This window comes from Cocleimonas sp. KMM 6892, assembly GCF_035798195.1.
In the GTDB taxonomy this organism is placed as follows: Bacteria; Pseudomonadota; Gammaproteobacteria; order Thiotrichales; family Thiotrichaceae; genus Cocleimonas; species Cocleimonas flava.
Genome location: NZ_JAPFBV010000004.1, coordinates 95,745 through 119,673, shown reverse-complemented (window position 1 = coordinate 119,673; position 23,929 = coordinate 95,745). Strand labels below are relative to the sequence as shown.

Genomic DNA, 23,929 nt, shown 5'->3' with positions numbered 1-23,929 from the left:
GCTAACAGCACTTAATTAATAGCACTTAGTTAGCTGTTAAATGAATTATAGTAAAAAAAGCGGCAGAAAAAAGAGGTAGAAAAAAGCGGCAAAAATAAAACCAGAAGAATGCTACTGAGAAGAGTTTGCCAGTAACAACACTTTAATCAAAGCCGCCGTCGATTTCACATTCATCTTTTCCAGTAATTTCGCGCGATGGTTCTCTACCGTGCGCTGACTAATTCCCATCATCGAAGCAATCACCTTATTGGGGTGGCCTTCAGAGACCAGTTCCAGCGCTTCTTTTTCACGATCTGTCAGAGAATTAAGATTATCCAGTACCAACTTCTTTTCAATATTCTTATCGTAAGATTTTTTCGCGTATTCCATCGTGGTGTGAATACAATCAAGCAATTCCTGATCACGAAACGGTTTTTGAATGAATTCAATAGCGCCGTGTTTTATCGCTTCTATTGCCATCGGCACGTCAGCATGACCGGTAATGAAAATGATGGGTAGGGTAGAGCCTTGTTCTTTAAGATTTTTTTGTAGCTCTAAACCGCTCATGCCAGGCATTCTGATATCCAGCACCAGACAACCAGCCATTTCCTGATTATGTTCAGTTAAAAAAGCATCAGCAGACTCGTAGCCAACCGCCTTAATACCTACCGAATCTAAAAGTTCTACTAAAGAATCTCTTACTGCAAAGTCATCATCGACAATATGTACCAGGAATTCTGCAGTCATTTTTTGCCTGTAATCAGTAGTTGTTTATGCAAGTTGGGGTTCTCTCTGTCTTTATATAGTGATGAATATAAAAATTAGAATTTTAGAACATTCTAGCCTAGCTAAATAATAAAATCGAAAGCTTAGTAAAGAGTAAGGCTATTTTTTATAAAAACAAAAAAAAATAAAAAAACAGTCAATTTATTAAAAATAAATGCAATTTTTAATAAGGTATAACTTGATGAATATCATGTGCTTATCAAAAGGTATAGGTATTTATACGCATAGCCTGTTCTGAATCTACGGATACCCGATGCAGTGTGAATTAGATAAATTGCAATCACACATCGGAAGGAGAGGAAATAAAATGAGTCATCTACACAACAATACACAAATCAATAACATCAACAGCCTAGGTATTAATGGCGCAAAAGATTCGAACGCATTTGTTATAAGAGAACATGAATTCCTTTTTAAAATGGGCGATCAACTCGAAGGCATTTACCGAGTAAACTCAGGTTCGGTTAAAATCTTCAAAACCTCAGAAGCAGGCAATGACCAAATCATCCGTTTTTGTATGCCAGGTGACCTCATCGGATTAGATGGTTTGGCCGATGGTTTTAGCCGATCTACCGTTGTTACACTAGAAACGTCTAATCTGACACTGATCCCATTCAAATCCATACTCAATAAAGATCTAAACAGAGACAAAAACTTCGATTACCCTGATTTCATCCATCAGCTAGGCGTTAATTTTAATCACGATATCGAATACTCAATGATGCTATCGCAATGTGCCGATCGCAGACTCGCATGGTTTTTAATCAACTATTCAGATGGCCTAAAGAAGCGCGGACAAAGAGCAAACGAATTCACCGTACCGATGAAACGCACAGACATCGCACTATATCTAGGTATGGCAGTTGAAACCCTAAGCCGTGAATTAGCGACTTTCTGCAAACGCGGATTGTTGAAAAAATACCTACGCAACATCGAATTGCTCGATATCGAAGCGATTAGAAATATCGCGAATGGTAATGAGGCACAGCAAGCGCAAGAACAAAAGCAGCAAGATATAGCAGCATAGTAGTATGGCAGTGTAAAATTTAGAAAAATTACTCTCAGAAAGGCCCGAACAAAGATAACAGTGTTATTGATGTTTGGGCCTTTTTTTTGCACTGAAATAATGCGTTGAATTTCGTTTATATTGTCTTGAGACTTTCTTGGCTCTTGGTGAGCGTTAAATCTCGAATTTTTGATGTTAAATTAATCCCATAAATGATCGATCATTGTACGTCGACGATTCCTTGTGGAATCTACGACGGACTTTCTTGGCTCTTGGTGAGCCTAAGAAAGCCACCCCCCGGCTTTGGGGCAGTTTTTTAAAAAAGTGCCTGTAAGTGGGGAGGTGGCTATTTTTTGTAGTTTTGTTGTTTCGTAGCAGAGCTTCGCGTTCAATGCTTCTGCGCATTCTGTTTTTATCTTTTTCTAAAAATGAGACTTTCTTCACAGCCTTTATCCAAAGTAGCAGTTACATTATTTCAACCAACTTTAAGGAAATTGGTTTTTATATAGAAGGCTCTGGTTTGTCGATTTTATCCACCCTGACACCGGGGCTATCACTCAGCAGAGGAGAGTAGAAATGTTTAAAATAATAGTTCAAGCGTGTCTAGTCATAACCATGATGTTTAGTCTATCAGCGAGAGCAGAAGACCCTATGGCACCAATAGTATCGAAGAATTGCACGCCTACCGAAGTGGCTGTAATTTTTAATTCACGTTTTCATATTAAATGCCGTAGCCCATTGCGCACTGGCTATTATGGAGAGGTAAATGTTTACTTTTTCAGTCTCAGCACAAATGCTTCAGTGAATGTCGATTATGCGATGAAGCTAGCCACCGAAGCCATAGCCTCAAGCAAAAGACTAACACTGTGGGTTAGAACCAGCCCTTCCTATAATCCGAATGGTTGCAAAAGCAACAATTGTCGAAAACTAACCGGAGTTACCTTACTCGATTAATGCGTCTATATGAGCCTATTAAAGTAATTTCGTCTTCACAAACATTCTACATAATGACCATTGTGTAGAATGTTTGTGAACGTCTAATAGAATTGATTGTTTTGAATTGATTCAACATAAAAACGCCCATAAGTAGGGGGGTGACCTAGAAAACCAATGAAACGCCCAATTTTAAATAATAAAATAATGACAGCAATTCATCCTCAAAGCTGTAGCCTAGATAAGCGCTAGCGTCATCTGGGTTTAGAGAGTTTATCAACCAGCTATCTACCCACTATCTACACCCAGTACCTAAACATTTACCATCTGACATAAAATAGACAGTGTTGTGCGCGATATCGCCAAAAGGTAGTTTAACATTCTCTTTCAGGATGAAACTTCTAGAATGAGAACCATACATGCCATCCGGGAAAGTGATCTGCTCAGAAACGATATAAGAACGTCCACCGAGATACATTCTGTGTTTATTAGATTCATTATTTCTACTGGCGGCTGCCATCCAGTTATCAATATCCTTTTGAGAAGCCACCTGTATTTTTTCATCTCTCATTAATGAGTGTATTTGTTCTTCGGGAGTAATTTTCTGTGGCGCTTTTTGAACGGCTTGCTGACTTGTTCGCGTTTTAGAGTCGAGTAATTCATTAGTAGAACCGCTATTTAAAAATGATGCGATTAAAACAATCGAAGCTGTTATTAATAGAATAAAAATAATGCCAACTTTGATGGAATTAGCGGATGTTGACTTTTTAACCTCAGAGATGCGAGGCTCATGAATGATAGTTGATGTATTTGCATTAGGGGTTGGCTGTCTACTTTTGCTGAGTCCCAGCTTATTTAATACCAGGTTCAACAGCTCTGACTTGTGTGTCAAAGTGCCACCGCAACTAGGACAGTTATTGTTAAAATAACTGTGGGAGTTTCCGCACCAAGGGCAATTTAAATATTTCATAAAGTGTGTTTTTTATTTCGATTTTACTTTAAGTCATATATCCCGATTGAATTATCAGATGGATGGGAGCTTATCTTTCTATGTTTTCTAAAGGTTTCGTAGCTGAAGCTACGAGTTCATTTCTTTTGCGCGGCCAAAAGAAACCGAACCAGCCGAACGTTAGTGAGACAACGTTGGAACGCAGTGACGACGACCCGTAGGGTGAGACGCAGTCGAATCAAAAAAGGCCGTTGCTTTTACAACGTAATATTCCGGGAAGTCTGAGGGGAAACAATGGGGATGAAGGGAACTCGCTCGTTCCTCTCTCAAACAACCTTCATCCTAGACCATTGCTTCTTGAGATTATCTTGGATCAAGAGTTCAGATATATTATTTGTTTAAACTTTAAGCCACCCCCCACCTTTGGGGCACTTTTTTAAAAAAGTGCCTCAAAGGTGGGGGGTGGCAAATACATTAAAACAAGTACCTATATCCATAGGTACTTCATCCCACATCTTTACTTTTCAGTAGTTTATTGCCTAAATGCCCGTTTTATAGTATAAATTTCGTTATTCGCAAATCGCGAATAGCAAAAAATACTAATAAAGAGAAACACAAATAAAGAGAAACACAAAAGGGGAACATGTATTTAAAACCACAAGACATTCTGTTCTTGTTAAAGCTTCTAGCAATTAAGAAAGAAAGCTGGGCATATAATTCGTTGGCACTCGAATTAGGCATGAGTACGTCTGAAGTTCATGCATCAGCTAAAAGGTCACTGTATACAAAGCTTGCAATAGAAGACGAGGTTTTTGGTATTAGACCAAATACCACAAATTTATCTGAATTCCTGAATCATGGTATTCAGTATTCATTTGCCCCCCAAAAAGGCGGCATGGTTAAAGGCTTGCCCACCAGTTATGCCGCAGAACCGCTCGCAAACAATTTTATAGACAATAAAGAGTTACCGCCTGTCTGGCCAGACCCGGAAGGAAATGTCAGGGGTCTATCATTTTCACCTTTGTACAAGTCAGCACCTAATGCAGCGAAAAAAGATTCACACTTATATGAATTATTAGTGTTGGTAGATGCAATTCGAGGTGGACGATCACGCGAAAAGGCTATCGCCATAGAATTACTTGAAGAGAAAATTAAAGCGTACGAAGAGATAAAAAAAGAAGAGATTAAAAATGAATAATCAAAACCGAAACCTTTTTTACAAAAATATAGATGCATCATCTTATTAAGCCACCCCCCACCTTTGAGGCACTTTTTAAAAAACTGCCCCAAAGGTGGGGGGTGGCAATAACTACTTATTTGTATCAAAAACAATAGTTTTGTTCTATTGATAGCATCAACCTTCTTTTGAAAACTATACATAATAAACGGGATTTATAAATGTCAGCTGGGCAAACATCTAAAACAAAAGTAAATAAAAACGAAAAAGGCTTTGAAGAAAACCTTTGGGACACAGCAAACAAATTACGCGGTAGTGTCGAATCATCCGAATACAAACACGTGGTACTGAGTTTAATCTTCCTTAAATTCGCCAGTGATAAATTCGAACAACGCAAACAAGAGCTTATCGACGAGGGCAAAGAAGCTTATCTCGATATGGTCGATTTCTACACAGCTAAAAATGTGTTCTATCTTCCAGAAGAATCACGTTGGTCGTACATCGTTCAACAGTCCAAACAAGACGATATCGCGCTTAAAATAGATACCGCTTTGCACACGGTCGAAAAGAATAACAAATCACTTAAGGGTGCATTACCCGACAACTATTACTCGCGTTTGGGTATGCAGGCGAAAGACTTAGCCTCGCTCATCGACAGCATTAACAATATCGACACGATTACTGATACTGAAACGGATGTAGTAGGGCGCGTGTACGAATACTTTCTTGGTAAATTTGCCGCAACCGAAGGTAAAGGCGGGGGCGAATTCTATACCCCTAAATGCGTGGTAAACCTGATTGCGGAAATGATAGAACCTTACAAAGGCAAAATATACGATCCGTGCTGTGGTTCGGGTGGTATGTTTGTGCAGTCAATTAAATTTGTCGAAAGCCATAACGGTAACAGCAAAGACATTTCCATTTACGGACAAGAAAACACCGCCACCACCTACAAACTGGCGAAAATGAATCTCGCGATTCGTGGTATCTCAGGCAACTTGGGCGACGTACCCGGTAACACCTTTTTTAAAGACCAACACCCCGATTTAAAAGCCGACTTCATAATGGCAAACCCACCATTCAACCAAAAAGAATGGCGCGGCGAGAATGAACTGGTCGATGACGCACGTTGGTCGGGCTACGACACACCACCCACAGGCAACGCCAACTACGCATGGATCATGCTGATGATATCTAAGCTATCCGAACACGGTACCGCAGGTTTTGTACTCGCCAATGGCTCAATGAGTACCGCCACCAGTGGCGAAGGCAAAATACGCCAACAAATTATTGAGAATGATCTGGTCGATTGCATGATCGCAATGCCGGGGCAACTGTTCTACACCACCCAAATCCCTGTGTGTTTATGGTTTATCAGCCGCGACAAACAAGCCCAGTCTGCGGAAAGTAAAGAACGTGGTTTTAGAAATCGCCAAGGCGAAACGCTGTTTATCGATGCGCGCAATATGGGTACGATGGTCAACCGTACCTTAAAAGAACTCACCAAAGACGATATTGAACACATTGGTAAAACCTACCATGCATGGCGGGGCGAAAAAGACGCTGGCGGTTATGAAGCGTATGAAGATGTGGCGGGTTATTGCAAATCAGCAACCTTGGACGACATAAAAGCCAACGATTACGTACTCACACCCGGTCGTTATGTTGGCGCAGCAGCGCTTGAAGATGACGGCATACCTTTTGAAACCAAAATGGCAGAACTCAGCCAAACACTCTATAGCCAAATGAATGAATCCGAAAAACTCGATGCAGTTATTCGAAAAAATTTGGAGGTCTTGGGTTATGGGGAGTGATTGGGAGGAAGCACGTCTTGATATGATCGTGAATTTTCAACCAAAGAGAACGATCAAAAAAGGTGAGGACGCACCATTTATAGAAATGGCGGCAATACCCACTAATTCAAAAGTGCCAGATTATGTTTCTTCTAAAAAGTATACTGGTGGCGGGAGTCGATTTTCTAATGGCGATACAGTTTTCGCAAGAATTACACCATGCTTACAAAATGGTAAGACTGCCAAAATTGATAGTCTAGAAGAGGATGAAATAGCTCATGGTTCAACGGAATTCATAGTTTTATCACCGTATAATAAATATGACTCTAACTTTATCTATTATTTAGCAAGGCTTCCACATTTTAGAGCGTATGCTGAATCTAGAATGCAAGGTAGTACAGGAAGGCAACGAGTAGCTTGGCAGGCACTTGCAGAATATGAATTTCAGTGTCCACCATCAAAAGACCGAGAAGCAATTGGTAACTTCCTCACGGACTTGGATGACAAAATCGAGCTAAACCGTCAAATGAATGAGACGCTAGAATCAATGGCGCAGGCTTTATTTAAAAGCTGGTTTGTGGACTTTGATCCCGTTATCGACAATGCATTGGCGGTGGGTAATCCCATCCCTGATGTGTTTGCCGAACGTGCTGAACAACGACGTGAATTGAATGCAAACGCCGAAAGAAGCCCTAAAAGTGGGGGGGTGTCAATAAATGGTTCAGAAAACAGTTATCAATCATTCTTTCCCAATGAATTTGAATTTACAAAGTCTTATGGATGGATACCTAAAGGTTGGGAGATAAATAGATTCAAAGATATTGTAGAAAAATATATTGATAACAGAGGTAAAACTCCACCTTTAAGTGAAGTTGGGATTCCACTAATAGAGGTGAAGCATTTACCTGAAAACTCACTCAAGCCTGATTTAAATACAAAAAAACATGTGAGTTCTGAAACTTACGATACGTGGTTTAGAGCACATTTAGAGCCTGACGATATAATTATTTCAACAGTAGGAACAATAGGTAGGATATGTTTAGTTTCCGAGGGTGAAAAATTTACGATTGCTCAAAACCTATTAGGTTTGAGATTCAACAGTGAAAAAGCCTCGCCTTATTTTATGTATTATCAAATGGATGGTTTTAGATTTAGGCATGATGTAGATGCAAGATTAGTGATAACAGTTCAAGCTAGTATAAAAAGAAAAGATTTAGAAACGATCGATCTATTAGTACCGCCAATTAAATTGCAGAGAGCTTTCGATAATTTTGTAGAGCCTTTAATAGAAAAGTTAAGTGGTGATCAAAATATCCAGTTATCAAAGCTCCGAGACACTCTCCTACCCAAACTTCTTTCTGGAGAACTCCGTATTCCCGATACTGAAAAGCTGAGCAAGGAAGCTGGTGTATGAATATGTGTTTTAGATCCTATTCGAACAACTATAAAAAACAGCCCAAAAGTGGGGGGGTGTCATTTTTATTAGTTAATAACCCTCAATTAGATTATGAGTAAATTTACAGAAGCTAAATTAGAAGATGCCATTATCCGTTTACTCGGCGAGCAGGGCTTTCCGCATGTTATCGGTACTGAGATTGATCGTGGTACAAGAGCTAATGAAGAAATCCTAATTAAAGATGATTTACGCGCTTTTTTAGCGTCGCAGTATGCGGATGAAGATATTACCGAGTCTGAGATTGAAACGATTATTCGAAAGCTTGAGGCTTATTCTTCGTTAGATTTGTATGAAAGTAATAAGCAGATTATGAAGTTGCTGGCTGATGGTTTTCAGTTAAAGCGAGAGCCGTCAGCTAATCAAAGCCAAGGTCAAAAATATGAGAGTAAGAAAGATTTATATATTTACCTGATCGACTATAACGACACAGACAATAATCATTACAAAATCGTCAATCAGTTAGAATTTCAGGGGAATGAGAATAAGCGCATACCAGATGGGATTTTATACATTAATGGTTTGCCCTTGGTGGTGTTTGAGTTTAAAAGCGCGATTCGTATAGAGGCGGATTGCTTTGAGGCGTATACACAGATTACGACGCGCTATCGTCGCGATATTCCTGAGTTGTTTAAATACAATGCGCTGTGTGTGATTAGCGATGGGGTGAATACCAAGAGTGGTTCGTTCTTTGCTAAATATGATTTTTATTATGCGTGGCGCAAGGTTACGGGTAATGAGACGGTTGATAAAGAGGGCATCGATTCATTACACACGATGATTCAGGGTTTGTTTGATAAAGACCGTTTGCGTGATGTGATTCGTAACTTTATTTATGTGCCTGATGGTGGCAACGATGAGATTAAAATCTTCTGTCGTTATCCGCAGTATTACGCGGCTAGAAAGTTATTTGAAAATATTAAAGAACATGCAAAGCCAAAAGGTGACGGAAAGGGCGGAACCTACTTTGGTGCAACAGGTTGTGGTAAGAGTTTTACCATGCTGTTTTTGGCGCGTTTGCTAATGAAGAGTGTGCATTTTTCTAGCCCGACGATTGTGGTGATTACTGATCGAACGGATTTGGATGATCAATTGTCTGCGACCTTTGAGGCAGCTAAAACCTATATTGGTGATAGCGAAATTAAAAGTGTGCAAAGCCGTAGCCAGTTACGCGAGCTGTTAAAAGGGCGTGAAAGTGGGGGGGTGTACTTAACCACCATTCATAAATTCACTGAGGATATTCGTTTACTGACGGATCGCAGTAATGTGATTTGTATCTCGGATGAGGCGCATCGTAGCCAAGTGAATCTTGATCAAAAGCTAACCTTTGATCTTGAAAGTGGCACGATTAAAAAGACCTATGGTTTCGCCAAATATCTGCATGATTCATTACCTAATGCGACGTATGTGGGCTTCACAGGAACGCCTGTAGATGCCACGCTGGATGTGTTTGGTAAGGTGGTTGATGCCTATACGATGACAGAGTCGGTAAGAGATAAAATCACCGTGCCGATTGTGTACGAAGGTCGTGCGGCTAAGGTGATTTTGGATAACCGCAAGTTGCAAGAGATTGAAGATTATTACGATGATTGCGTGTCGGATGGCGCGAGTGAATACCAGGTAGAGGAGAGTAAAAAAGCCTCATCGAGTATGTTTGCGATTTTAGGCGACCCTGACCGTTTAAAAGCCTTGGCGGCTGACTTTGTTAAGCATTATGAAAATCGCGTCAGCGAGGGTTCGTCAATAAAAGGCAAGGCAATGTTTGTGTCGAGTAGTCGGTATATTGCGTATGACTTTTATAAAGAATTAATCGCTTTACGCCCCGAATGGGCTGAGGTTAAAAAGCCTGATTTTGAGGGATCGACACTTAGCGAGAAAAAGCAGCAAGACGTAATGCCAATGGAACGCGTGAAAATGATTATGACGCGCGGCAAGGATGACATAGAAGAACTGTATAACATGCTTGGCACTAAGGATTATCGTAAGACCTTGGATACTCAGTTCAAGCAAGCGGAATCAAATTTCAAAATCGCGATTGTGGTGGATATGTGGCTAACGGGGTTTGATGTGCCGTTTCTGGATACGATTTATATTGATAAGCCGCTACAAAAGCATAATTTGATTCAAACGATTTCACGTGTAAATCGTAATTTCGAAGGTAAGACCAAAGGCTTGGTGGTTGATTACATTGGCATCAAAAAGCAAATGAATGAGGCTTTGGCTATTTATTCTAAAAATGATGCCGACAATATCGAAGAGGTTGATCAGTCGCTGGTTATCGTTCGTGATCATTTGGATTTGCTGGGTCGAATGTTTTACACCTTTGATAAAGCACCGTATTTTTCAGGTGTGTCATTAGCACAATTGGAGTGCTTGAAAAAAGCCTCTGAGTTTGTGCAACAGACCGAGAAACATGAAAAGCGTTTTATGGACTTGGTGAAACGCCTAAAAGCGGCGTATGACATTTGTTCAGGCTCGGATGAAATCTTCCCGCAAGAACGTGATCATGTGCATTTTTATCTGGCAGTACGTTCAATAATCTACAAACTCACCAAAGGCGATGCGCCTGATATCGCACAGATGAATGCGCGCGTTCGCGAAATGGTGACACAGGCATTACAAAGCGATGGTGTCGAAGAAGTCTTCAAAATGGGCGACGATGCGGCATCGCAAGTAGATATTTTTGACGATGCGTATCTGGATAAAATTAATAATATCCAACTACCAAACACCAGAATAAAACTGTTACAGCAATTGTTGAAGAAAGCCATTGGAGACTTGAGAAAGGTCAACAAAATGAAAGGCATAGACTTTACGCAGAAGTTTCAATCATTGGTGAATAAGTACAATGAGCGTGATGTAGATGTTGCTGAGCTTTATGACGAGATTACCGAAGGTTTCTTAGGGTTAATCGAGGAAACTAGAGAAGCATTCGATTCAAATAATGAATTAGGCATTAGCTTTGAAGAGAAATCGTTTTACGATATTTTGAAAGCATTAGCCGAAAAGCATAATTTTGAATATGCCGAGAACAAGCTGATTGAGTTGTCAAAAGCAGTTAAGAAGCTAGTAGATGATAAAGCCAAATACACGGATTGGAGCGAACGTGATGACATCAAATCTGAACTAAAAATGGATTTGATTATGTTACTAGCTGACTTTGGATATCCGCCAGAGATAAGTCGTGAAGAGGTTTATCATGACGTGTTTGAACAGGCTGAGAATTTTAAGAGATATAGTTCCAATACGATATAGATAAAATATAAACACACCCCCCCTACTTATAGGCACTTTTTTAAAAATGTGCCTATAAGTAGGGGGGTGTGTAAATTAAACTTTAAGATACATAGCACTTACAATTAATACAAATTAAATAAATTTAAACTAGGAATTCTTATGGCGCAGCAGTTTTCACACACACAATATCCTATTACACATCTAGTAGAACAAATTGATAATGGTGATTTAGAGTTACCAGATTTACAACGTCCATTTGTTTGGGAAAGAGCACGAATAAGGGATTTGTTTGATTCGCTTTATAAAGGGTATCCAGCAGGTTATTTTTTATTTTGGTCTACTACTAATCTTGTTGATAGCCATAGTGTTGCAACCTCAAAAAGAGGGAATACAGTACCTAAAATGATTGTTGATGGGCAACAACGTTTAACAAGCCTTTATGCAGTTATTAAGGGTAAGGAATTAATAAATGCTGACGGTGTACAACAGTTTATTAGAATTGCCTTTAACCCTTTAACAGAAGAGTTTGCAGTTACAGATGCTACTAAAGAAAAAGATCCAGAGTGGCTAACTAGCATTTCAGATATTTGGAATAATCCCAATGGTGAATTTGTTTTTACTACTGAATTTATTGAAAAGTTAAACTCTAGTAGGGAAGTAACGGATAAAGAGAAGCAGGAAATAGGAAGAAATCTTGGCAAGCTGGGCGCTTTAAAAGGTTATCAGTTTTCTGCGTTAGAGCTTTCAGCAGATTTAGATATCGATGAAGTCGCAGATGTATTTGTACGTATCAACTCAAAAGGTATAAGTCTTAATAGTGCAGATTTTATTCTGACTCTAATGTCTGTCCACGCTAAAGAAGCACGATATGATTTAGAAGATTTTTGTCGTGCTGCAAAGTTACCTTCTATTGAAGGCGCGTCTCCTTACAATCATTTTCTTTCTCCTTCTCCCGATCAGATGTTAAGAGTGGCAGTTGGTCTTGGTTTAAAACGTGGTGTATTGCAAAACGCGTATCAGTTTTTGAGAGGTAAAGACCCTGTAACAAAAGTAATAAACGAAGATTTACGAGAAAAAAACTTTGAATCTTTGATTGATGCACAAGAAAAGGTGCTGGATTTAACAAACTGGCATCAGTTTATTGTGGCTGTTAAAAGAGCAGGTTATCGAAGTGGTTCTATGATGACTTCTAACAATAATTTCTTGTATTGTTATTTAGTCTTTTTAATTGGCAAGCATGAATATAATGTTGGCCAAAGTCAGCTTCGTGAGGCAGTAGCTAGATGGTTTTTTATGTCTGCGCTGACAGGAAGGTATACAGGTAGTCCTGAAACAATAATGGAATCTGATTTAAGACGTTTTGCAGAGGCAACAGATGAAGATTCATTTGTTGCTATTATTGATAATGTTATTGATACGCAGCTTACTAAGGATTATTGGGTTGTTACATTACCAGATCAATTGGAATCATCAGCTGCCAGAAGTCCCACTTTATACGCTCTTTATGCTAGTTTGAATTTGTTAGATGCTAAGGCTTTGTTCTCGCAAATGAAAATGAATGAGTTATTTGATCCCGGTGTTACACAGACTAAAAGCCCCGTTGAAAAACATCACCTTTTCCCAAAAGCTTATTTATCAACAATTGGTATCACTGGAACAACTCGCACCAATCAAATTGCTAACTATGCATTTGTGGAGTGGGGCGATAATATTTCTATATCTGATAAAAGCCCTCAAGATTATTTTAGCGAGTATTTTAATAGGCTATCTGCTGAAGAACAAAAAGATGCTCAATTTTTCCATGCATTACCAGCGGGTTGGGAAGATATGAGGTATCAGGATTTCTTAATCGAGCGAAGAAAGCTTATGGCTAAGGTTGTAGAAGCTGGTTTTGAAAAGTTAAAAAATGGAGCCACAAGTCCTTCTCCATCTAGGCATTTACAGGCTCTTCCTACTGTTTCAGATTTACTTCGTTTGATGGAAACCAAGCATGTTGAGTTTAAGCAAACTGCTCGAGCAGCAATGGAGAAAGAAGTACCTGAAAAAGTAATCAATGATGGAATAGTTAAAACAGTTGCTGCTTTTTTAAATACAGAGGGAGGAACACTTGGCATTGGTATAACAGATGATGGAGATATTCTCGGATTACAACCAGATTTGGATTTTAAAAAACAAGACTTAGATGGATATCAGAATTGGTTAATGACTTTATTGATAACAAAAATCAGCGCTGGTGTAGTTGGTTCTTTCGTTAGTTTAAGGTTTGAAACTGTGGGTGCTGAAATGGTTTGTCTTGTAGATGTAAAACCATCAAACGCTGCAGTCTATGCAAAAACGTTGAAATCGGAACATAGTTTCTTTGTACGTATGAGTAATACGACAAGGCTTTTGGAAGGTCCCGATATTCAGGAATATATTAAAAATAGATTTTAGTAAGTAGTCTGATATAGATCCTCACAAAGGAGTGGGGGTTTATTGTGACGTTTTATCACTCAAATATATAAAAAGTAATGATATGCAGTCTTTTTTTATGATTAGGACTCATAAGAATACTGTTACATCACTTGCGCAAAGTATTATGAAAGCTGTAGAGGAAGCTAATAGAAAATGAAAGGGGAAGAAATGAAAAAATTAATCATTATAGCAACAACTATGTTTCTAACAGCTTGTGGGGGTGGTGGTTCAGGAAGTTTACCTAACACTAATCCAATAACACCAACAACACCTACTACAGACTATGGGTATGCTGATGACGCTGAAACATTATCACGACTAAAAGGTGTATGGCAGGGTGCATTTAAGACATACGATTATGATACGACTGACCTTAAATGTGATTATCAAGTCACAATGAATTTAGATAGTACGAAAGTACCTGACGGAGTGAGCTTTTTATCCAGTGATTTACGTACAGGTAACATTGCCTTTGAAGCCTTGAACGGATGCAATACAGCAAGCTATGAAATTGAATGGGCGGCGTTATGCACAATAGGTCAAACAAGTGAATCAGTAGGATACTCATGTTTGCTTGATATTGAAGACATAAACAGCGATCGTAATAGTGATGATCCATATATATCGTCAGCTGTGTTGTCTGTAGATGAATCACGATTGTTTCAACTTAGAACTGGCAACGACGATGATTACCTGGATCTAAGGAAGAATTAATAAATATTTCCTTCCTACTTATTTGAGCGTTTTCAAAAAAACAGCTTATAAGTAGGGGGGTGCCATTACATCAAAACCATTCCTACCTTTTTCTAGACGGGTTCTTGCAGTGGTTCTTTATTCGTCTTTTGACGTATCCAGTTCATCGTTTTGAAAACGGGGGGCTGTTGTGCGATTTTGCGTAACGCGGTAACCCGCATACGTAGGTTAGATAAGCTTGCGCCATCTGACGCATGATCTTTTAACTGTTCTCAAAAAATCTATTCCTTAATCACCTAACAGCCTGTTTTGGTATATCTAAACAGTGTATTCAATTTTGGTTTTTTGAACGTGTTGAATTGATTCGAGACGAACCTTTGAAAATGGATGTTATGATATTGTCGAGTATTTTTACTTATATAGCTGCAAATTAAATTTAGGGAGTCATTGAATGAAAAAATTAATCTTACTATCCGTTTTGTTTTTAACCGCTTGTGGTGGGGGTAGTAGCAGTAATGACTTCGATGATTTTGAAAGCATTAGCGCACAAAGGATTCAAGGCCCTTGGTTATCAGATTGTTATTACGATGTAGACGGTGATTTCTCTTACAGGGAAGAGATCGAATATTATGGTTATGACTATTTTGAAACCCAGTTTTACTTCGATACGGTTGACTGTTCTGGCCCTTCTGATAACGAATATGTTGAAGGTGACATAACTTACTTGGGTGAGTATGCAACAAGTATTTGTATCGGCGAGCAATACAGGGTTGACAACCTAACGCTTGAAATTGACGGATTCTTTAGTGATATTCGCGGCTTTAAGGGTATTGCATGTACTTTTGATAATACGCTGTTTATAGGCGAGACTGACATCGGCTCTAGTCGACCTACGTCGGTTGATATTTCGTTTCCTTACTATTAGCGGTCGGTTGGGCTGACGTTAGTTTGGAAGCCCAACAAACCTTGCGTAATTTATCTAAAGTAAGTCATCTAAGCTTTGCAAACTATGACTGACATTGTGCCGTGATACTCATCGATTTAAAGCGTAATTCAGGCTCGTAGACGTCACTCACTAGCATAAGCTCATCTGCTTGCGTTTCTGCAATCAATTCTTGCAAACCTTTTGCAACCGTTTCGGGACCACCAATAACGGCAGCAGATAAGAAGTCTTTAATGGCAGCTTGTTCTTGTGGATGTAAGCTTTCCAGATAGTTTGCTACGGGTGCGGGTAACTTACCGAGCTGTCCTTTTAATAACCCTAGAATGCGCTGATAAGTACTGCTCGCTAAATATTCTGCTTCGTCATCTGTGTCGGCCGCAATTACTGGAACGCCTATCATGACATAGGGTTTGTCTAAGGTTTCAGAGGGTTTAAATGCATTGCGATAAACCTGTAATGCTTGTAACAACAACCGTGGTGCAAAGTGTGAGGCGAAAGAATAGGGGAGTCCGCGTTCACCGGCTAATTGCGCTGAAAATAAACTACTGCCTAATAACCAGATCGGTACATGGGTTCCGGCCCCCGGTGTGGCTGTGATTGTTTGGCCTGGCGTGGGGTCAGCTAATAATTGCTGAAGCTCACTGACGTCATTGGGAAAATCTTCTGCGCTGTTTAAACGGTTACGACGTAATGCTCGCATCGTGTTTTGATCGGTTCCCGGTGCACGTCCTAAACCCAGATCAATACGGTTGGGGTATAACTCTGCCAATGTACCAAACGCTTCTGCCACCACTAATGGCGCATGGTTCGGTAGCATGACGCCGCCTGAGCCGATGCGCATGGTGTTTGTTTGTCCTGCGATATGCCCGATTAAAACGGCTGTTGCCGAACTGGCGATACCTGACATATTGTGATGTTCGGCCAACCAATAGCGATTAAAGCCAAGGCTTTCTGCATGTTGCGCGGTTTGCACACTCGTCTGCAATGCATTAGCGACCGATCTGCCTTCGCGCACAGTAGCGAGATCGAGCATGGATAACGGTGTATTGCTTGTTGTGGAAAATGTTGTGGAGGACATTGCTTATTCCTTATTTAATTGAGTTTAAACTTACTCTTGCTTTACTCTTTCTCTACTGTCCTTTAATTGGGCTTGAAGTTGTGAATACAAGAAACAAAATTTTGTCAGAAGGGTTAATAGGAAAAACCACTAGAATCTAAATTGAATAAAAAAGTGCCCCTTGTAAAGCATAAATTATTCGGCTGCGCCTCACCCTAAAGGGTCAGCTAAAGCTTTTGTCTCGCAAGCTCGGCTCTATTTACGTTTTAAAGAAATTAAAACGTGCCGTGCTTCAGCGAGACAAAAGCATTCTTGTTTAATGCTTACCCAAAGAGGAGGTGCAGCCGTATAAATATCATTCCGCAAAGCATAAGTTCCTTTAGTCATTTTAAACTACAAAATGAAAAGTCACTTAAAGTCGGGGGGTGCCATTACATCAAAGCCATTCCCACTTTTTTCTACACTGGTTCTTGCAGTGGTTCTTTATTCGTCTTTTGACGTATCCAGTTCATCGTTTTGAAAACGGGGGGCTGCTGTGCGATTTTGCGTAATAATCTAAATTTCCCCGGGAAGTCAGCGAATACGACGCCGACTAAAATAGTTAAAATTCCTTGTCCTGGAAGCATCAGCATAAATATGCCTGCAATGATTAAGAACCCTCCGAGTATGTTTTTCGCTAGTCGTATCGAATAATAAATTAATGGGTGTGTGTCTCGGGTCTTCGAAATATGACGTGTTTCATCGGTAAAGTAATCGCTGGGTAAGCGTGTGATTAACCACGGAATAAAAATCAGGGATAGTAAGAACAACACCAGAGAGGCAACAGCAAGTGCTATCAACCATTCAGGGTTAAAGGGGAGTTTATCGATTAAGTTCTGCATTAGGTGGAATCTATTTTATGGTTGTTTTTGTAAGGAGTCATTAACAATTAACGTTGTTACCAACGTATAAAAAATCATCAACGTATAAAGAGTTAGATATAAAAAGGCCAGCACCATTAACAACCTGAAAAATAAGATACCCATTATCTGATCGATAATAAATCAAAGAGTTCAGCGTCTGTCTATTTACAACTTAGTTTATAACTCAGTTTATAACTCAGTTTATAAAGATGCTTATAAATAGAGTTATTAAAATATGTGTAAAAACGCTCGCACTCTAGATAAATTCAAATTCCACGTTCAGCAGATATTTTTTCTCATCGATAATTATAATCTGTGCTGTGTAAACATCTCTGATTAAAATGATTTCTATTTCGATAAATCATTGATAACTATTTCAATTTTCTCTGCACCAAACTCCCTTAATCTAAACTTAACAATGACTTAGCGAAATCGCTGTCTAAATTTGTATTTTTTCCGATTTATACACAAGCAAAAAAGCAAGCATTAAAATGTCATAAAAATGTAACATCCGCTCTATTTTTCCTTTTCTTGCTTAATAAGTCTCTGTAAGTTATTGAATATTATAGTTTAATAGTAAGTGGTCAAAAATTAAGCAATTAGTAAAGCACCTGTGTGTAGCAAGGCTTGACGACATAATGCACAGTGATATACACAGACTTATCCACAGATATTGTGGACAAGTTGACGTAAAAAAATAATCAAGTTTTTTATTTTACGATTGAAGAAAAGTTTCTGAATACTCATGATGTATTTTTGTGTGAGTTGTTTTTTTAATGCGCAGTGAGAGACAGTTTTTTATATCGGGCTTCGATTTATTCTCTGAAAATTATTTTGATAGAAAAGAATCCCCAAAGAGATGTACTCATTTGTTTAAATGAGTCTTTATAAAAAAACGGCTTCAAAGTAGGGGGGTGGCTTTTGATAAGATTAAAACGAGATGAAAGCAAACTTATAGAATTACGCTAATAGTTCTAATCAGTAGCGCTTACACTGTATTCTATCTGGCCAATGAAACGGCCAAAACTATCTTATTATTCTTAATAATATATTTGTATTATTTTATAAAACAGTTGCTTATGTTATATTTATAGTGGCCAATAATCCGGCCATTTTTATAGTGCATAGTAATAAAAAGCCAGAGTTGATTTAAATGAGTGAAATATAAACTATGAGTACATCTATTTCAGCGTTGACGCCCTATATACCTAGTGATAACGCACTAGGTAAATCATCACTGCCTGATCAGGCTGTAGAGTTAAATAAACTGTCTGCGGGATTGATGGGGCAAATATCCCCAATTACTCTTGCTACGTTATCGCAATATATGTCAGTGATTAACTCGTATTATTCTAACTTGATTGAGGGTAATGCTACTCGGCCTCATGAAATTAGGGCAGCACAACGAGAAGAATATAGTGATGATCCGATAAAACGTGATTTACAGAAGGAGTCATTAGCCCATATTTCGGTACAACAATGGTTACGTGAGAAAAGCCCTGATCTAGATACAATTTACAGTACGGCGTTTATCAAAGAATTACACATGCGCTTTTATCAACAAATACCCGAAAGCTTATGGTTGATTAAAAATGAGAAGGGGGATGTTGTTGATAAGGTAGTACCTGGTGAATGGCGAACATGCAAAGTAGATGTAGGTCGACATATTGCCCCAGACCATGATGATGTTAATGATTTAATGGAGGGTTTTTGTGATATCTACCACTCCAAAAAATACCAGGGTGATCGTAAGTTGATTGCTGTAATGGCTGCGCATCACCGCTTTACTTGGATTCATCCTTTCATAGATGGTAATGGGCGTGTAGGGAGATTGTTAACCGATGCTGTATTAAAAGCGGTAGGTTTAGATAGTTATGGTGCATGGTGTTTGAGCAGAGGTTTGGCTAAGAGTTCAGTTAATTATAAAGCCTTGCTGGCAACTGCTGATGCACCTCGTCAGGGTGATCTTGATGGTCGTGGTGTCTTGACTGAAAAAGGCTTGCTTGGTTTTTGTGATTACATGCTGGCCACAGCGATTGATCAGGTTTCATATATTAGTCACTTACTTGATCTTAGTCTTTTGCGTAAGCGTATTGATGCATATATTCAAGCCCGAAATGACTTTCGCGTACTTAACATGACAGAGAGTTTAAAAACAAATGCTGCTTTAGTGCTACATACTGCATTTATTCAGGGTGAACTTGAACGGGCTCAGGCAGTGGAATTATGTGCAATGCCAGAACGCAGCGCGAGACGTTTATTAAGCCAGTTAAAAAAGGATGGTTTGTTAAGCGAAACAAGTAGCAAGTCACCATTACGCTGGGAGATACCTGAACATGCAGAGGCATTTTATTTTCCTCAATTAACGCCAGAGCTATAACTGGATTAAATCAAAGCTGACATGTTGTAGGTAAAATAGTCAGCCAGGATAATGTTGGAGTATTTTGATGAAAACCCACAGGATGGGCTGTCAAACCCCATTATAAGCTTGGAATAACTTTGTATTAGGTTATGACGAGTTTACAAAGCGAGCGTATAAAATTACGCTAATCGCTTCTAACTCACTGTTTGGTAAAGCTTCTTGAGTGATAGATTGCTATAAATAACAGACATAAAAAAAGCCTGTAACGAATAACGCTACAAGCCTTTGATATAAATGGTGCCGCAACCAAGAGTCGAACTCGGGACCTACTGATTACAAGTCAGTTGCTCTACCAACTGAGCTATTGCGGCGACGCGGTGCATTCTATTAAAGCTTTAGAAATTACGCAAGAAGAAAACTGTTTTTATTTGTAAAAAAATACCCGATTGAGGAAACCCTCAACCGGGTGGTATTTTGACCCCACATAACTTTATTATTATTGTTAGCCCGGCCATATTATTATTATTACGTCTGTGGCTGTTTATCTGAAGTCGTGGTCAATTCTACAGGGTGTCGCTGAATTGAAACTGAACCGTTCGTCATTTCCTTTTATTCATTCGAATTAACTGTAATTTTCTTTTCTATGATGGGTTTGGTTACGCTGTGGTTATACCAGCGCAGCACATATACACCAGGCTTTGCGGGCATTTTCATGTAGTCTGATTGCTTGTTTTTGGTATAGATATATTTTTTTGTATTGTAGTTTGGCTTTTCACCTTCTGGCTGGATATTGATAAATGGATTATTTAATCCTTTTGGTGCTTCCCAGGATATTTCTATTTCTGTGTCTGCCTTTATCTCATCGGGTACGTTTATGGTGATGTCTGGCGCGATGAGTTTTATCGGGCGTTCTGCGATTGGGGTTCTATGATTTTTGTTATACCAGCGCAATACATAATCTCCTGCGACTGAAGGGAGTCGTAAATAATCTGAGCTGTTCTTTTTGGTGTAGATGTAATTTTTTGCGTTGTAGTTTGGCTTCTCATCCGCCAATTGAACATTGATGAAAGCATCCAGACCTTTTGGCGCATTCCACGCTACTTCGATTTCTGTGCCTGCGATAGCTTCGTCATCAGCGCTTAGGGTGATTTCAACCGGTGTTACTTTTAGTGGGCGTTCAGTGAGAATCTGTTGATCACTTTCATTATACCAGCGCAGTACGTACTCTCCGGCTTCTGAAGGCATACGCATACTGGCTGATGTTTTCCCTTTGGTATAAAGATAGGGACGACTGTTGTAGCTGGGCTTTTCATCTGCCAGTTGTAAATTGATAACTGCTTTGGATGATTTAGGTGCTTCCCACGATAGATCGATTTCGGTTCCTGCTTGTGCTTCATCAGGTGCTGTGATGGTGATTTGAACTGGTGTTACTTTGAGTGGACGTTCAGTGAGAATCTGTTGATCACTCTCATTATACCAGCGCAGTACGTACTCTCCGGCTTGTGATGGCATGCGCATGGTGGCGGATGTTTTCCCTTTGGTATAAAGATAAGGGCGACTGTTATAGTTCGGTTTTTCATCCGCCAATTGTAAATTGATCACTGCTTTGGATGTTTTAGGCGCTTCCCACGATAGATCGATTTCGGTTCCCGCTTGTGCTTCATCAGGTGCTGTGATGGTGATTGCTACTGGCGTTAGTTTAATGGGACGTTCAGTGACAATCTGTTGGTCACTCTCGTTATACCAACGTAGTACATACTCTCCGGGTTCTGAAGGCATACGCATACTGGCTGATGTTTTACCTTTTGTATAAAGGTAGGGGCGACTGTTATAGCTGGGTTTTTCATCTGCCAATCGTAAATTGATAACGGCTCTGGATGATTTTGGCGCTTCCCACGATAGATCGATTTCGGTTCCAACCCCGGCTTCGTCAGGTGCGGTGATGGTGATTGCTGCTGCTGTTAATTTAATCGGGTGCTCAGCGACAATCTTTTGATCACTTATATTATACCAGCGCAGTACATAGTCACCTTCAATTGCCGGCATGCGCATGGTGGCGGATGTTTTACCTTTGGTATTCAGATAAGGACGACTGTGGTATTTGGGTTTTTCATCCGCTAGTTGTAGATTGATAACAGCCTGCGTTGATTTCGGAGCTTCCCATGATAGATCGATTTCTGTGCCGGTTTCAGCCTGATCAGGCGCATTGATGGTAATCACTGACTCTACTAATGTAATCGGTTTTTCCAGAACGACTTTCTGATCGCTACGGTTATACCAGCGCAGTATGTAATTTCCGGCGGTTGCTGGCATTCGCATGATTCTTTGTTTTTTCCTGTCATCTACAGAAAGATGCGGATTGCTGTGGAATCTTGGCTTATCGCCTTCCAACTCCAGATTGATTTTGGCCTCTGTTGTTTTAGGCGCTTCCCAGGATAGTTCCAACTCGCTGCCTGTTCCTGCCTGATCCGGAGCATTCAAGGTAATGGTGGATTCGACAAGTGCGATCGGTTTTTCGGTGACTAGTTTTCGATCACTTTGGTTATACCAACGCAGTACATATTCGCCAGCGGTTGCAGGCATGCGCATGACTCCTTCTTTTTTCTTATTTTTGACATAAAGGTGCGGATTGCGGTGGAATTTAGGTTTATCGTCCGCCGCTTCCAGATTGATTTTTGCTTTGGCTTCTCTGGGTGCTATCCACGAAAGCTCGAGCTCGGTTCCTGTGCCCACTTCTTCTGGCGCGTTGATCACTATCTCTGCTTCTTTTAAAGTAATTGGGTGTTCTGCCAATATCATTCTGTCCTGGTTGTCATAGAAGCGCAGTACGTATTCACCAGCGACAGAGGGTAACCGTAGTGTGGTTTCACTAATGCCTTTTGTGTGTTTTAACGGGCTGGCGTGGTATTTCGGTTCGTCCTCGCTGAGTTGCAGGTTGATTAAGCCTTTTAAGCCTTTGGGTGCTTCCCAGCTAACATCTAATTCTGTGCCTGTGATTGCTTCGTTTGCCGCATTAATCACAACTTTGGGTAATTTTTTATTGAAGTTTATGCTGATCTTTTGATCGTTATCTTCGATGTTGACGGTCGCTTCGCCCGAATAATTTCCGCTTGTTCCACTGACTAACCATTTTCCGGCAGTGATGGATTTTTCTGTCGTGACGATATTTTTACTATTGTTATCCGTTTCATCGCCAGCTAATAGTATTTCTACACCAGCGCCTGAGCCTTCTAGACTGATGACTTCTTCGGTGTCTTGATTGATGAGTTTCCAGTCGATTATTTTAGGGAAGACCTCACCGGTTTTCTCATCTATCGCACGTATTGATATGACTTTGGCTTTGACTACAATTTGCTTTAAGGCAACGCTGAGTTGCTCTGCGCTATCCGCTGGGAAGTACAGGCCGCCGGTATTTTCTGCGATGCATTGAAGTTGTTCGCTGGTTTGTTTGTCGACACCAAAACCAATAACGTGCGCGGTGAAATTAACCCCGAGCTTTTCTAATTCAGCCGCTGTTTCACACGGGTCGGCATTACAGGTTTCTTTGCCATCACTGATGAGAATGACGGTAGCATCATCTTCGGTGAACTTTAATTCATTAGCGGCCATTTTAATGGAGGCGCTGATTGGTGTTTTTCCCTTGGGATTAATCTTGTTCACCTTGGAAATCATCGCCGTTTTATTGTTTTTGCCGACGGGAACCAGCGTTTCTATGTCTGAACAGTCGCCTTTTCTGCGGTGTCCGTAGGCGAGTAAGCCCAGCTGTTTTTCGTCATCCCAGTTTGTTACCACATCTGACAGTGTTTTCTTGGCTATCTCTATTTTGGTTTTACCATCTAATTGCCCCCACATACTGCCCGATGCATCAAAAACGATGATTGCTTTATCTTCTGCATTTGCAGAAACACTCGTCGCAAGACTAAATAAACTGAAAAAGACGATGAAGAATAATTTACAGATTGGCGATTGGGGTGTCGCAGAATTAGCAAACGAGTTTGCGGTCATGATGGTCTCCACTCAAAATATTGTGTTTATGGGGCTTTCTCACACTAGAAAATATTTGAATATTTTCATTCGGGTTAACGCTCAGATAATGGAATCAACCCAGTTAAACAGAATAGAATGTTTTTTCTGCTGATTCTGTGAAATAAATCACGAAAAAAAATCATAGAGAAATAACAATAAAACGGGGTTACATTTGCTGA

Annotated in this window: 15 protein-coding genes and 1 tRNA gene; 10 read left to right on the top strand and 6 right to left on the bottom strand. The window is 39.8% G+C overall.

Translation table 11 applies throughout. The features are described 5' to 3' along the window. Positions 1-111: 111 nt before the first annotated feature. Entirely contained in the window at positions 112-726 is a 615-nt protein-coding gene (locus tag OO007_RS12165) for a response regulator transcription factor (protein WP_131905982.1), read from the bottom strand. A gap of 346 nt (positions 727-1,072) precedes the next feature. Between OO007_RS12165 and OO007_RS12160 the strand changes: the two genes are divergently transcribed. Beyond that, positions 1,073-1,792: a Crp/Fnr family transcriptional regulator gene (locus tag OO007_RS12160; protein ID WP_165874687.1), complete on the top strand. Its 720-nt coding sequence runs from the start codon at positions 1,073-1,075 to the stop codon at positions 1,790-1,792. A 555-nt stretch (positions 1,793-2,347) separates the two neighbouring features. After that, entirely contained in the window at positions 2,348-2,725 is a 378-nt protein-coding gene (locus OO007_RS12155; RefSeq protein ID WP_325809010.1) for a hypothetical protein, read from the top strand. A 274-nt stretch (positions 2,726-2,999) separates the two neighbouring features. Here OO007_RS12155 and OO007_RS12150 read toward each other — a convergent pair whose 3' ends face one another. Next, positions 3,000-3,596, bottom strand: coding sequence for a hypothetical protein (locus OO007_RS12150; protein ID WP_325809009.1), 597 nt, complete (start codon positions 3,594-3,596; stop codon positions 3,000-3,002). A gap of 700 nt (positions 3,597-4,296) precedes the next feature. Between OO007_RS12150 and OO007_RS12145 the strand changes: the two genes are divergently transcribed. From OO007_RS12145 to OO007_RS12115, 7 genes are all read left to right on the top strand, one after another. Beyond that, on the top strand, positions 4,297-4,851 hold the full coding sequence (locus OO007_RS12145; RefSeq protein ID WP_325809008.1) for a hypothetical protein: 555 nt from the start codon (positions 4,297-4,299) through the stop codon (positions 4,849-4,851). Between the two features lie 200 nt (positions 4,852-5,051). Continuing rightward, the gene (locus tag OO007_RS12140; protein WP_325809007.1) at positions 5,052-6,644 is read left to right on the top strand and encodes a type I restriction-modification system subunit M; all 1,593 of its coding nucleotides are present in this window, start codon (positions 5,052-5,054) and stop codon (positions 6,642-6,644) included. Continuing rightward, complete coding sequence (locus OO007_RS12135) at positions 6,634-8,037, top strand: restriction endonuclease subunit S (protein ID WP_325809006.1); 1,404 nt, start codon at positions 6,634-6,636, stop codon at positions 8,035-8,037. Before OO007_RS12140 ends, OO007_RS12135 begins: the two co-directional genes overlap by 11 nt. Positions 8,038-8,130: 93 nt before the next feature. Beyond that, positions 8,131-11,331, top strand: a complete 3,201-nt coding sequence (locus tag OO007_RS12130) for a type I restriction endonuclease subunit R (RefSeq protein WP_325809005.1) — start codon at positions 8,131-8,133, stop codon at positions 11,329-11,331. A gap of 141 nt (positions 11,332-11,472) precedes the next feature. After that, on the top strand, positions 11,473-13,746 hold the full coding sequence (locus OO007_RS12125; RefSeq protein ID WP_325809004.1) for a GmrSD restriction endonuclease domain-containing protein: 2,274 nt from the start codon (positions 11,473-11,475) through the stop codon (positions 13,744-13,746). Between the two features lie 219 nt (positions 13,747-13,965). Then, positions 13,966-14,481, top strand: a complete 516-nt coding sequence (locus OO007_RS12120; protein WP_325809003.1) for a hypothetical protein — start codon at positions 13,966-13,968, stop codon at positions 14,479-14,481. 430 nt (positions 14,482-14,911) lie between these two features. Then, positions 14,912-15,385: a hypothetical protein gene (locus tag OO007_RS12115; RefSeq protein ID WP_325809002.1), complete on the top strand. Its 474-nt coding sequence runs from the start codon at positions 14,912-14,914 to the stop codon at positions 15,383-15,385. Positions 15,386-15,467: 82 nt separating this feature from the next. On the opposite strand, the gene OO007_RS12110 is transcribed toward OO007_RS12115, so the two are convergent. Together OO007_RS12110 and OO007_RS12105 are read right to left on the bottom strand one after the other, a co-directional pair. Continuing rightward, complete coding sequence (locus OO007_RS12110) at positions 15,468-16,481, bottom strand: LLM class flavin-dependent oxidoreductase (protein WP_325809001.1); 1,014 nt, start codon at positions 16,479-16,481, stop codon at positions 15,468-15,470. A 437-nt stretch (positions 16,482-16,918) separates the two neighbouring features. Further along, positions 16,919-17,341: a PGPGW domain-containing protein gene (locus OO007_RS12105; protein WP_325809000.1), complete on the bottom strand. Its 423-nt coding sequence runs from the start codon at positions 17,339-17,341 to the stop codon at positions 16,919-16,921. A 1,192-nt stretch (positions 17,342-18,533) separates the two neighbouring features. Between OO007_RS12105 and OO007_RS12100 the strand changes: the two genes are divergently transcribed. Then, complete coding sequence (locus OO007_RS12100; protein ID WP_325808999.1) at positions 18,534-19,742, top strand: Fic family protein; 1,209 nt, start codon at positions 18,534-18,536, stop codon at positions 19,740-19,742. Between the two features lie 277 nt (positions 19,743-20,019). Here OO007_RS12100 and OO007_RS12095 read toward each other — a convergent pair. Beyond that, a tRNA-Thr gene (locus tag OO007_RS12095) sits at positions 20,020-20,095 on the bottom strand. A 238-nt stretch (positions 20,096-20,333) separates the two neighbouring features. Beyond that, positions 20,334-23,729, bottom strand: coding sequence for a vWA domain-containing protein (locus tag OO007_RS12090; RefSeq protein ID WP_325808998.1), 3,396 nt, complete (start codon positions 23,727-23,729; stop codon positions 20,334-20,336). Positions 23,730-23,929 lie beyond the last annotated feature (200 nt).